Source organism: Corallincola luteus (genome assembly GCF_004336975.1).
Taxonomy (GTDB): Bacteria; Pseudomonadota; Gammaproteobacteria; order Enterobacterales; family Neiellaceae; genus Corallincola; species Corallincola holothuriorum.
The window spans coordinates 178009-190221 of the sequence record NZ_SJXE01000004.1; the positions used below are offsets into that span (position 1 = coordinate 178009).

Annotated in this window: 7 protein-coding genes; 4 read left to right on the plus strand and 3 right to left on the minus strand. The window is 46.9% G+C overall.

The window, feature by feature from the left end:
- The first annotated feature begins 72 nt into the window (after positions 1 to 72).
- The 4 genes from gltB to EZV61_RS10385 all read left to right on the plus strand — a co-directional run bounded on the left by gltB (position 73) and on the right by EZV61_RS10385 (position 10133).
- The gene (gene gltB, locus EZV61_RS10370) at positions 73 to 4680 is read left to right on the plus strand and encodes a glutamate synthase large subunit (RefSeq protein WP_131415474.1); all 4608 of its coding nucleotides are present in this window, start codon (positions 73 to 75) and stop codon (positions 4678 to 4680) included.
- Positions 4681 to 4700: 20 nt separating this feature from the next.
- On the plus strand, positions 4701 to 6188 hold the full coding sequence (locus tag EZV61_RS10375) for a glutamate synthase subunit beta (protein ID WP_131415476.1): 1488 nt from the start codon (positions 4701 to 4703) through the stop codon (positions 6186 to 6188).
- A gap of 313 nt (positions 6189 to 6501) precedes the next feature.
- The gene (locus EZV61_RS10380; protein ID WP_131415478.1) at positions 6502 to 8742 is read left to right on the plus strand and encodes a DUF6351 family protein; all 2241 of its coding nucleotides are present in this window, start codon (positions 6502 to 6504) and stop codon (positions 8740 to 8742) included.
- 131 nt (positions 8743 to 8873) lie between these two features.
- Positions 8874 to 10133, plus strand: coding sequence for an esterase/lipase family protein (locus EZV61_RS10385; protein ID WP_131415481.1), 1260 nt, complete (start codon positions 8874 to 8876; stop codon positions 10131 to 10133).
- A 100-nt stretch (positions 10134 to 10233) separates the two neighbouring features.
- Here EZV61_RS10385 and EZV61_RS10390 read toward each other — a convergent pair whose 3' ends face one another.
- Genes EZV61_RS10390 through EZV61_RS10400 form a run of 3 tightly spaced genes read right to left on the minus strand, consistent with a single transcriptional unit; the run spans position 10234 to position 12149 of the window.
- Positions 10234 to 10668 (minus strand): hypothetical protein, encoded by a 435-nt coding sequence (locus EZV61_RS10390; RefSeq protein WP_114336684.1) that lies wholly within the window; start codon positions 10666 to 10668, stop codon positions 10234 to 10236.
- Positions 10669 to 10712: 44 nt separating this feature from the next.
- Positions 10713 to 11789, minus strand: coding sequence for a methyltransferase (locus EZV61_RS10395; protein ID WP_114336685.1), 1077 nt, complete (start codon positions 11787 to 11789; stop codon positions 10713 to 10715).
- 15 nt (positions 11790 to 11804) lie between these two features.
- The gene (locus tag EZV61_RS10400) at positions 11805 to 12149 is read right to left on the minus strand and encodes a hypothetical protein (protein WP_131415483.1); all 345 of its coding nucleotides are present in this window, start codon (positions 12147 to 12149) and stop codon (positions 11805 to 11807) included.
- Positions 12150 to 12213 lie beyond the last annotated feature (64 nt).

The window sequence follows — 12213 nt, forward strand, 5'->3', positions numbered from 1 at the left end:
CGTAAATGCCTGATCCAACGAAAATAGGTGCATCCCGTTAACCGACACGCACCCAGATATAGGAAGTGTTAGATGACCACTAGTAGCAAACAATCTACTGGCCTTTATCGCTCTGATTTCGAGCATGATAGTTGTGGAATTGGCTTTGTCGCCAGCTTAAAAGGCGAGAAGTCTCACGACATTATTGAAAACGCTCTGACCATGCTGACCTGCATGGAACATAGGGGTGGTACCGGCTGTGACGTTGATAGTGGTGATGGTGCCGGTATTCTGATCCAGATCCCTCACGATTTTTTCAATGCAGAGTCAAAAAAGCTTGGCTTTGCCTTACCTGCAGCCGGTGGTTACGGTGTTGGTATGGTGTTCTTCCCACCAAGCCTCGAAGAAGCAGCCAAATGTCGTAACATTCTGAATCAAAACATTCAGAAATTAGGTATGACCTTGCTTGGCTACCGCCCAGTGCCAAGAGACAACTCTAGCCTCGGTCAAGCCGCGCTCGATACCGAACCAACTACCGAACAGGTATTTATCGAAAAGCCGGCCGAGCTGACTCAGCAAGAATTTGAGCGTAAGCTTTTTGTATTGCGCAAATACACTGGCCACACACTGAATAACAGTGTGGTGAAAGAGAAAGACGATTGTTATATCGCTTCACTTTCAACACGCACAATTGTCTATAAAGGGCAGTTAACGACCGCTCAGGTGCGTAAGTATTATCTGGATCTGCAAAACGATGATGTAACTTCATCGTTGGCCATGTTCCATTCGCGCTTCTCTACCAATACATTCCCAGCATGGCGTCGCGCCCAACCATTCCGTTATATGTCTCACAACGGCGAGATCAACACGGTAAAAGGTAACGTCAACTGGATGGCCGCCCGTGAAGCGCTGTTTGAAACAGTCAACTTCACCGATGCAGAGATGGAGATGTTGCTTCCTATCTGTAACCGCGGAAATTCTGACTCAGCTAACTTGGATATGGCGGTTGAGCTATTAGTACTCAGCGGTCGCCCACTGGCACAAGTGATGATGATGGTGGTACCAGAAGCCTGGCAGAGTCAGACCGACATGGACCCTGTTAAGCGTGCGTTCTACGAGTACTACAGCTGCATCATGGAACCATGGGACGGACCTGCGTCTATCTCGTTCACAGACGGTAACGTCATTGGTGCAACACTAGACCGGAACGGCTTACGCCCTTCTCGCTATCTTGTCACTGATGATGGCATCGTTGTCATGGGTTCAGAAACCGGTGCATTGGTTGTTGACCAATCAAAAGTGGTACAAAAGGGCCGCCTCCAACCCGGTAAGATCTTCATCGCTGATCTGGAGCAAGGTCGCATCATTGCCGATGATGAAGTGAAAACAGATATCTGTTCACGCCAGCCTTATGCAAAATGGTTAGACGAGAACAAGATCGTTATTGATGACCTCCCTACCCCTGCCGCATCAGTTGCTCAACCCGTGCTTACCGATCTGCGTAAACGCCAGAAAGCGTTTGGTTATAGCAACGAAGACTTGAACCTGATTCTGGCTCAAATGGTCGGTACAGCAAAAGAGCCTTTAGGCGCCATGGGCATAGACAGCCCGCTGGCTATCCTGTCTGACAAGTCGCAGAACTTGTCGAACTACTTTAAGCAGTTGTTCGCCCAGGTAACTAACCCGCCTATCGACCCTATCCGTGAAGAGATGGTGATGTCGCTGCGCACATATGTTGGCGGTAACCAAAATCTACTCACTGAAACACCGCTTCACTGCCATAAGGTTGAGATTAAGCAACCCGTCCTCAGCAATGCGCAGTTAATGAAGTTGAAGCACATTGATCATAACCATTTCCAGTCAAAAACACTGGATACGGTATTCGCAACGACAGGAAAAGATGGCGAACTAGAGAAAGCGATTGATCGCGTTTGCCGTTATGCGAAAGATGCCGTCGAAGATGGCTACTCAATCATTATCTTGAGTGACCGCGCTACCGATAGCGATCATGCCGCCATCCCTTCACTGCTGATCACTTCAGCCGTTCACCATTATCTGATCCGCGAAGGCCTACGCACTAAAGCGGACCTGATCATTGAAGCGGGTGACGTACGTGAAACCCATCACTTTGCAACACTGATCGGTTATGGTGCATCTGCAGTAAACCCTTATCTGGCGCTGGAAACATTGCTGGAACTGCGCAATGACGGCGTAATTAAAAGCGAATTCAGCGACCAACAGGTTTTCGATAAGTACGTTAAAGCCGTCAATAGCGGCTTGCTGAAGATCTTCTCCAAGATGGGTATTTCGACGTTGCAGTCATACCAAGGCGCTCAGATCTTCGAAGCCCTGGGTATCAGCTCTGACGTGGTTCAGAAATACTTCACCGGCACAGTAACTCGTATCGAAGGTATCGGCCTTAACGAGATAGCTAAAGAAACCCTTGATAGCCACCGTGAAGGATTCCCACCAGCGGATCGTATTCATGTCGATGACTTGTTGAAGTCAGGCGGTGATTACGCATGGCGTAAAGACGGTGAACGTCACCTCTTCAACCCAACAACCATTCGTCTGTTACAGCACGCAACAGAAGAAAATAACTACGACACGTTCCGTGAATACGCGAAAAACGTTGATAACCAAAGCACCGAGGCATTCACCCTCCGTGGTTTGATGAAGTTCAAATCTGATCGCGCTTCCGTACCGTTAGAAGAAGTCGAATCAGTAGAAAACATCTTCAAACGCTTCGCGACTGGCGCCATGTCATTTGGCTCCATCTCTTGGGAAGCCCATACAACATTGGCTATGGCCATGAACCGTATTGGCGGCAAGAGTAACTCTGGTGAGGGCGGCGAAGATCCAATCCGCTTCACACCTGAAGCCAATGGCGATTCGAAGTTATCGAAGATTAAGCAGGTTGCTTCCGGTCGTTTCGGTGTCACTAGCTACTATCTGGCAAACGCAGAAGAATTGCAGATTAAGATGGCACAGGGCGCTAAGCCAGGTGAAGGTGGTCAGCTGCCTGGTCACAAGGTCGATGCATGGATCGGTAAGACACGTGGCTCAACCCCAGGCGTAGGTCTGATTTCACCGCCGCCACACCACGACATCTATTCCATCGAAGATTTAGCGCAGCTAATCTACGATCTGAAGAACGCAAACCGCGAAGCACGTGTCAACGTTAAGCTAGTATCAGAAGCCGGTGTTGGCACCATTGCCTCCGGTGTATGTAAAGGTTACGCAGACGTTGTCCTTATCGCTGGCTACGACGGTGGTACAGGTGCATCGCCTCTGAGTTCAATTAAGCATGCAGGGCTGCCATGGGAACTTGGCCTATCTGAAACGCATCAAACCCTAGTACGCAACAAGTTGCGTAGCCGTATTACGGTACAGGCCGATGGCCAGATGAAGACGCCACGTGACTTGGCCGTTGCCACACTGCTGGGTGCCGAAGAATGGGGTATTGCAACCGCAGCCTTGATTGTTGAAGGTTGTACCATGATGCGTAAGTGCCACCTCAATACCTGCCCTGTCGGTATTGCGACTCAGGATCCTGAGCTGCGCGCACGCTACAAAGGTAAAGTAGATAACGTCGTTAACTTCTTCACCATGATGGCCGAAGGTCTGCGTGAACTGATGGCTGAACTGGGCTTCCGCACCATTAATGAAATGGTTGGTCAGACTCAGTGCCTCGAGATTCGTGACGATATCGACCACTGGAAATTCAAGAGCGTTGACCTCACCCCAGTACTGTTTAAAGCAGACAACCATGGTGGTGAAACCCTTTATAACAGCATCCCACAAAAGCATCTGATTGATGACATTGTCGACCGCAAGTTAATTGCTGATGCCAAGCCTGCTCTCGACAATCAGACCGAGGTCAACCTGGCCTACGAAATCATCAACACAGACCGCAGTGTCGGCACCATGTTGTCCAACGAGATTTCGAAGAAGTATAAAGGCGAAGGCCTGCCGGAAGACACGGTTAAGGTTAAGTTCAACGGTTCTGCGGGCCAAAGCTTCGGTTGCTTTGCGGCCAAGGGGATCCGTTTCGAGCTCGAAGGTGACTCTAATGATTACTTCGGTAAAGGGCTTTCCGGCGGTAAATTAGTTGTTTACCCAGCCAAAGAGGCGCCTTTCGCACCACGTGACAACATCCTTATCGGTAACGTTGCCTTCTTTGGTGGCACTGACGGTATCTCCTTTATTCGCGGTATCGCTGGCGAACGCTTCTGCGTACGTAACTCTGGCGTCACTGCGGTTGTTGAAGGTGTAGGTGACCACGGTTGTGAGTACATGACCGGAGGTAAAGCCGTGATTTTGGGTGCAACAGGCCGTAACTTCGCTGCAGGTATGTCCGGCGGTGTGGCTTACGTACTAGACGTCAATGGCGACTTCGCTGACAAGTGCAACATGGAGATGGTTGAGCTTGAGAAGATCGAAGATGCGGCAGAAAGCGCAGAGCTCAAGGCCCTGATCGAACAACACAAAGAAAATACCGGTTCAGATGTGGCAGAAGAACTCTTAGCGGATTGGGATGCAGCCATCGCCAAGTTCGTTAAAGTAATGCCTGTCGATTACAAACAGATGCAAGCCTACATGAATGTTGCACGTGCCAGTGGCAAGTTTGAATCCGACTATGACGTGGCTGTAGAAGCCTTCGACATGCACCTGAAAAATCTGGCAGCTCAGAAAGCCTGAGCCGGAAAGGAGAAGAAATCATGGGTAACCCAACAGGATTTTTGAAAGTAGAACGTGCGCTGCCAGCTGATCGTCATCCAGAAGAGCGCCTGATCGATTGGTTAGAAGTGCATGAACATATGCCGGAAGATGGCATCAAAGAGCAAGCCGGTCGTTGTATGGATTGCGGCGTGCCATTTTGCCAATCAGGCGAATCACAGTACGCCCCAGCCGTTGCTGGCTGCCCGGTAAACAACGTCATCCCGGAATGGAATGATTTGGTTTATAACGGTCGCTGGAAGCAAGCGCTGCAGTTACTGCACAAAACCAACAACTTCCCCGAGTTTACCGGTCGCGTCTGCCCTGCCCCGTGTGAAGGCAGCTGTGTTCTCGGCATCAATGCCGATCCGGTCACTATTAAGCATCACGAATACGCGATCATTGAACGCGGTTTTGAGGAGGGCTGGGTAGTTGCTGAGCCTCCTTCACGCCGCACAGGTAAAACTGTCGCTGTTATCGGTTCAGGCCCTGCGGGCCTCGCCGCCGCTGCGCAACTTAATCGTGCTGGCCATATGGTGACCGTTTATGAGCGTGCTGACCGTATCGGTGGCTTACTGATGTATGGCATTCCTAACATGAAGCTGCAGAAAGAGATCGTTCAGCGCCGTGTGGATCTGTTGGCTGAAGAAGGCATCGTCTTCGTCACCAACACTGAAATCGGTAAAGATATCTCTGCAGACGAACTGAAGAGCAACTTTGATTCTGTTGTTATCGCAACGGGTGCAACCGTGCCAAGGGATCTGCCTGCAGAAGGTCGCCAGCTGAATGGCATTCACTTCGCGATGGAGTTCTTGGGTAAAAACACCAAGAGCCTGCTCGACAGTGAACATAAAGACGGTAACTACATCAATGCCAAAGACAAAAATGTCGTGGTTATTGGTGGTGGTGATACCGGAACCGACTGTGTGGGCACATCATTACGCCACGGCTGTAAGAGCGTTATTCAGCTTGAAATCATGCCTGAGCCGGCAGCAGAACGTGCTGATAACAACCCTTGGCCTCAGTGGCCGAAGGTGAAATTGGTTGATTATGGTCAGCAGGAAGCCGTCGCGGTACAGGGTGATGATCCGCGTGATTACCAGATGATGACTAAGCACATCGAAGATGATGGCAAAGGCAACGTCAAAGCTGTTCATACTGTCGCCATTGAATGGCAAAAGACTGACGATGGCCGTATGGCGCCAGTTGAAGTACCAGGTAGTGAGAAGGTCTACCCAGCGGATATCGTGCTGTTAGCCATGGGCTTCATGGGTCCAGAAGGTGGTTTGCTTGATTCATTGGGCGTTGAAAAAGATGCGCGCTCAAACGCCAAAGCTGACTATGACAAGTTCGCCACAAACGTGCCGGGCGTATTCGCTGCGGGTGATGCCCGTCGCGGACAAAGCTTAATTGTTTGGGCTATCGACGAAGGCCGCCGCGCAGCACGCGAAGTAGATACGTTCTTGATGGGTAAAAGCTACCTGCCGTAAGGTATTACGCTGATACTCGCTGTATATAGAAAGCCCTTCTCTGAAGGGCTTTTTTTATTTCCCAATTAGCCAATGTTAGACTTTTCAATAAAATACAAATACTACAAACATCTAACTAGAAAGCTCTTCATCAAAGCTCTCCTTCCGACAGTACGTTTTTGGTATGTTTTATTCGCTAATTTTCTGAGCAAACTAACCCTTTGTAACCTTGGAAATTATATCAATAACCAGAATAATAGGTGGGTCTGGCACCACACAAGTAACGATACCTCACCCATAATTACTAGACGGTCTATCAAGCTGGAGTTTAGTCATGGGGTATCGGCCGTCTATTTCACGCTTAAAGATTTTATTACAGATAGTGCTAGTCTCGATAATCAGCTTCTACGGCTGGCAATGGTTAACTTTTGTAGACAAGTACCAGCATAGGCAAGTAGCTAACTACCCAAATGTAAATCGGACGATACCGATATTGTCGACAGTAAAACGGCACATACGTGATACCCCGCGGCCTGTTGAGTCATTTCCATTTCCAATCCCACTGGGGGGCGTAGGCCCTGACAAGCCGCTTTATGCCGGCACCAACCAATACCCATTCTTTTGCATGAGTGTGGACTCCCAATTGGGACAGCCGTTGGTCGATAATAATGCAGGCTTAGGGGTGCCGATCTACCAACAAGCCTTTGCAGGGAACGAAAGTCATAAAATTGGATATAGTAAAGATTGCCTAATAGAGACGACGTTGCACTACTACTATCAAGAAAAAGATGGCTCATTTACACGCTTTAATTTCGACGCCCCACCAGAATACGAAGACGTTGCAAAAATAGACTTAGGCAGTGAATTAACGCCTTATATTATCCGCGTAGAAACGGGCAGTATTAATCGCTATCTCTATATGATTGCGATGCCGGTAAGCTGGCCAAAATCGCCCGAAAGAGATTCATCACAGCTTTGGAACAAGCGCCTTATCTACCAATTCAAGGGCGGTTCGGGGATTGGTTTTAGGCAAGGAAAGCTTAGGATACGTGGGCTTATTGAGAAACGCTCAGCACAATTGGCGCAAGGCTACGCGTTAGTTACATCAACAGCTAATCGCACCAGCTATACCTATAATATGCTGCTCGCCGAAGATACCGTTGCCAGAGTGAAATCCCAGTTTGTCAGCTTGTATGGCGATCCTATTTATACTGTAGGTGTTGGTGGTTCTGGCGGGGGGTTGGCGCAATACCTGATTGCTCAAAATCGACCGGGGTTGATTGATGCTGCCCTCCCCCTATATAGCTACTCTGACATGGTGTCGCAGACAATATATGGCTTAGATTGTGAACTAATTGAGCATTATTTTTCTGTCACGTCACTCAATCGTTCTAAGTGGAGCGACTGGAATTTAAGACGCTCGATCTTGGGTGTTAACACCAAGCAAGGACATATCCATAGATACGCTTGGCTACAACCCATAAACCAACTAGCGGCTGGGGTATGGCCCGAATATCCCCAAGGAAACAGTGAATGTCAAAATGGCTGGTTTGGTTTAACTTCACTCATACACAATCCAAGACAAAGCTACCTACGATCCTATTTTTCCAAAGCGGTTAGACAACAAGTTCACTGGAGCTACTGGGAAGATATGGTCGGATTCTTTGGTCGTGACAAGAGCGGTCATGCCAACACGACATGGGACAACCGTGGTGTGCAATACGGTCTTAACGCACTTATAAATCGAGAAATATCGCCTGACGAGTTCCTTGATTTAAACCGGCAAATAGGAGGATGGAAGCCACAAAACGAGATGGCGCCAGAAAAGCTATATACCGTTTTCGGTCCACAAAAAAAACCATTATGGATGAGCTTATGGAGCCGGCACAATATTACAGCACCAGATCCGAACACCGGAGTAGCGCCTCGCACTAAGGCCAGCTTAAAAGCAATAAAATCAGCCTATCGCAGTGGCCAAATATTTATCGGTAATATCAACATCCCAGTTTTGGATATAAGACACTATCTCGAACCAGAGCTTAACATGCACCATGTTTCAGCGAGCTTCGAAGCAAGACAGCGCATAATCAACTGGAAAGGTAACCGAGACAATCAGGTGATCTGGGTGGCGCACCCAGATTTCGATCCACAAAAAGAAGCATTCAAGGCGATGGACAACTGGATGATGAACTTATTATCTAGTCCAGAGCGCACGGCAGCAAACAGCCGCCCTACCGCCATCCAAGATCGTTGCATTGATGCCAATGGTGACACCATCGCACAAGGCCCAACCGTATGGGATGGGAAATGGAATGCAAGAAAACAAGGGAAGTGCCACCAAACATACCCCATGTTTAGCACATCTCGGATCCAAGCAGGAGGACCTTGGCAAGGTAGTGTATTTATTTGTCATCGAATACCTATCAAACAAGCCATTGCTTCAGGCATATATGGTGATATAGATATGACTAAGCACCTTCACACATTAGGCAAAATATTTCCTGATGGTGTCTGCGACTATACGAAGGGAGATAAAGGGCGCCCCTTAGACCTAATGCCAAGAATCAAGAACTAAGTCTACGTATAACAACGATCCAAGCCATACAAGTTAGGTATGGGTTTGATGCTTTTAATTGCCTCCAAGATACATTTGCAATATGTTGGCTATATATCATCAAGTTACGAACCGCAGGCGAATCAATCCAAATGAAGTTCCTCCCCAAAAGCTTCCAAATCTTTATCGCATTGTTTCTATCTGTTGGCATATCTGGTTGTAACTTCATGCGCTTGGGTAATGATTTGGAGGAGATGCGCGAAGAGAGGCGTCTCATTTCCGGGCAGGTAGTTGTAAATGATGCAGTACCGGCTGAAGGTCCTATCATCCTAGTTCGTTATCAGAAACAGGGTGAAAATTATCTAATGCGAACATTTGAGAGGTTACCTGAAAGTCTTTCTTTTTTAGTGATTTTATCAAAGCAGCCCTCTTTCTTAATAGCTATCGAAGATCGAAATAGCGATGGGAGATATAACCCAGGGGAGCGCTACGGCTTCTGGGGACAACCATCGCCACTAACAATGAACATGACGACCGGAACTTTGGAAATAGTTATCGACCAGACGGCAGCACTTAACAAAACGTTTATAGATGATGTGTTGAATTTTGACATTGCATACCTACCAGGTCAGCAACTAAATATGGTTGGTGCTGTCACTGACTTAAACGACTTGAATATTGGCGTAAGCGGCGCTCAAATCGGCGTATGGCAACCTAATAAGTTTGTTAAAACAAAACCTTTGGGTATATTTCAGCTACAACCCTACGTAGCTGATAAAATCCCCGTTCTTTTTGTTCATGGAATGGGTGGTTATCCAGAACAATTTTCTCTCTTCATCGACAACCTGGATCTTACTAAATTTCAACCTTGGGTATACTCCTACCCCTCAGGCCTGCGCCTGAGCGTAGTTAGCTATCATTTGAACCTCGTTCTACAGCACCTGCATCAAGCGCAGCACTTTGAAGAGATTCATATTGTCGCGCATAGTATGGGAGGACTGATTAGTCGAGGCGCACTTAATAGGTGTGGGCCGTCTTGCACATATGGCGGTAGCCTAACAACAATCGCCACTCCTTGGCTTGGACATAAAAGTGCACGTTCAGGCGTAAGAATGGCACCGCAAGTGGTTCCATCTTGGTTTGACATGCAACCGGAAAGCAAATTTCTCAGCCAACTTGTGGAACAAAACATGGTAAACACATTTGATTTCAATTTGGCTTTTGCTTACAGAAATCAAGGCTTAAGCCGGGAAAATAGCGATGGTTCAGTAACTCTCGAAAGTCAGTTAGCTACTTCTTATCAAAAGTCAGCCACCCATATCAGAGGAATAAACGCGACACATACCACCATACTTAAAACCCAAGAGTTATTCGAATGGTGGGAAAACAGTGTTACCAAGGAAGCTAGGTAAAATGAACCAGCATGAATAATGAAGATGCAATAGGTATTAAGTTACGTCAGGTTGAGCATTCACAGACTAAACCTGACTTAACTTAGACAATCTATAGTGGTTACAAAGAGACAATCATTCCTTTTAGAGCCACACCAGCAATCACCGTACCGGCACCACACTCAAACTTCTCTTCACTACTATAGCTTCTTTTCTTATAGTATGAGGTGATGCCAACAACTGCATTGTGCCCCTCTTTCACTGCACGCTGCTGAAGTGCTTTAATTGCAGATAAAAACACCCATGCACATGCTTCTTCATCACTTTTCGCAAATGCGTTAGTCTTCTTGTTCGTGACAACTTCACCAAATGTCTTCGCTGGCGTAGCGTGAGTTTGCTCACCAAAAAATAGTTTTACGTCTGGATTAAGCACTTTCACGCCATCAGCAGAATTCAATACTTGCTTGATATTCACATGCACAAGATCATCTCGAGCAAATGCTGATTGCATACCGAACATCGATAATGCCAATATCAAAGTGACAACTACCTTCATTATTTATCCCTATTTCGTATCTCGATTTAGACGGTGCAGTGGAATTAGGCACTTACCCGGCGACACTCAATCAACGTATGTCCAAGACCCACGTTATCAACTTCCCGCGTCACTGTAAGACCAGCCTCACCCATAAGCGCCTTCATATCGCTCGAGTGATACATGCGACTATTACCGTTAGCCATCACAGTAAAATAAAGCGATGTAGCGTTAACAGACAAGGCTGCCATCTCAAACGGCTGTCTATCCCAAAATGTCTCCATAATGTAGAGATAACCGTTTTCTGGCAATGCATTACAGCACTTTTTCAATATGTCCAAGATCTGTGCTTCGGAAAAGCAATCTAGAAATTGACTCATCCAAATAGCATCGGCGCCACTGGGCAGTGTCGCGCCGCTTTCTAACATATTAACAGCCCTTCCGCTAACGCGATCCGTGGCTGCATGACCGGTCATACTTTCCTGCAATAAATCAATCTGCTCTGGCAGGTCGACGACGATAACCTTTAGCTCATCATCATTTTCGACACAATAACGGGCCCATTGACCAGTGTTACCGCCGATATCAATCAAGGTCTTAGGTCGATGAGTTAACACGATTGGAAACGCTTCTGGAAAAGAGTGATCAGAATAATAATGATCAAACCCAAACCAACTCGACTGAGCAGGCTCAGGCAAAGACGAAAGAGCGGGATAGATTGTTGGCCAATCACCAAATACTTTTAATCCTTCAGGCTTACCAGACTTAATTGAAGCCTCTAGCGCATTCAGTCCCTCGTAACAAACATCTTTCGTAAAGTCGAGGTTCACCTTTGTCATTGGATCATTGAGGATAAAGAAACCTGTTTTCGACAAAACATAATTAGTTTCTTTCTTCCAAACGATACCAGCACTAAGCCCCATATCTAAGAGGACCTTAACGCCATAAACCGATACAGATGTCTCTTCTGACAGTTCTTCGGCACTTAGCCCAACCTCTCGCGCGTCATACAGCGCTTTAAGCAAACCCAGATTCCTAGCGGCAATTGTCGCTTGAAAAATAAACGGAGCAAATGCAATTCGCTGGGCCTCGGAACGAGCTTCAAGTGCTGAACGCTCATCATTCGAATAATAATCTGGCATGTTAATTTCTTTTAATTACAATGTGTTAATCAGCAGTGAGTTGTGAATGTCTAAATTTAGATTATTTACCCACTGATTATATTTTTTATGAATGTTTTGGCCGTCATACTTTAGATTGTCACTATCTCTATAAGAGAGGTGATAATTCTTTTCGTTATATCGAATATCAACAGCAGCAAAGTGTGAGCGAACATGGATCTCGGCGACAATATGCCCTTCCTCAACTTTATTCATTAACCACCCCCTAGTATTACCCGCTTTAAGTATTGCTTTCGACACTTGTGCAATCGATAAACCAGGAGGTATTGATTGATTATTCAAATCATTAACAGGCGTTGAGCGACAGCCACCGATAAACATCGAAAGTATGCTTATCACAAACAAAAAGTATATTTTCCTGGACACCTTTAATCATCCTTAAAGT

Coding starts and splice junctions, on each gene's coding strand:
- EZV61_RS10390 (WP_114336684.1), bottom strand. CDS start 10,668: ATGAAGGTAGTTGTCACTTTGATATTGGCATTATCGATGTTCGGTATG.
- EZV61_RS10400 (WP_131415483.1), bottom strand. CDS start 12,149: ATGTTTATCGGTGGCTGTCGCTCAACGCCTGTTAATGATTTGAATAAT.
- gltB (WP_131415474.1), top strand. CDS start 73: ATGACCACTAGTAGCAAACAATCTACTGGCCTTTATCGCTCTGATTTC.
- EZV61_RS10395 (WP_114336685.1), bottom strand. CDS start 11,789: ATGCCAGATTATTATTCGAATGATGAGCGTTCAGCACTTGAAGCTCGT.
- EZV61_RS10380 (WP_131415478.1), top strand. CDS start 6,502: ATGGGGTATCGGCCGTCTATTTCACGCTTAAAGATTTTATTACAGATA.
- EZV61_RS10375 (WP_131415476.1), top strand. CDS start 4,701: ATGGGTAACCCAACAGGATTTTTGAAAGTAGAACGTGCGCTGCCAGCT.
- EZV61_RS10385 (WP_131415481.1), top strand. CDS start 8,874: ATGAAGTTCCTCCCCAAAAGCTTCCAAATCTTTATCGCATTGTTTCTA.